This window comes from Oryzibacillus soli (assembly GCF_051594765.1).
Lineage (GTDB): Bacteria > Bacillota > Bacilli > Paenibacillales > NBRC-103111 > Paenibacillus_AR.
In genome coordinates, this window is sequence record NZ_JBPPGJ010000109.1 from 1 (window position 1) to 341 (window position 341).

The following is a 341-nucleotide window of genomic DNA, read 5'->3' on the forward strand; positions in this document are numbered from 1 at the left end:
GCGAAGTATGGCACTCCTTGAATTGCAACCAAAATTTTTGACACTTCTTATTCCCAAACGAGAAAATCATCAATAATCTCACCATTAAAGTTGTATATTAGTTTATAGTATCCAAGGTATTTATCCTTATAAAACACATCAAAAACAGCCTCGATATACTCCGAGTTTTCATTATATTCATTACTGCTTTCCATCCAATGCCTTATAGTTATTGAAAGTCTGCTATGTTTTAAATCAATTAATTCTCTTTGAGAGTCTATAAAATACTCACTAAACTCTTTTGGTTCTTCAACTATATAATTATTGAAACTAATCCAAAAATAGTTGATAACAACGGTTTT

At 29.6% G+C, this 341-nt stretch carries 1 pseudogene; it reads right to left on the minus strand.

The features are described from left to right. Positions 1-47: 47 nt before the first annotated feature. Positions 48-341: pseudogene (locus ACSEXW_RS28385) on the minus strand (hypothetical protein); the annotation flags it as partial.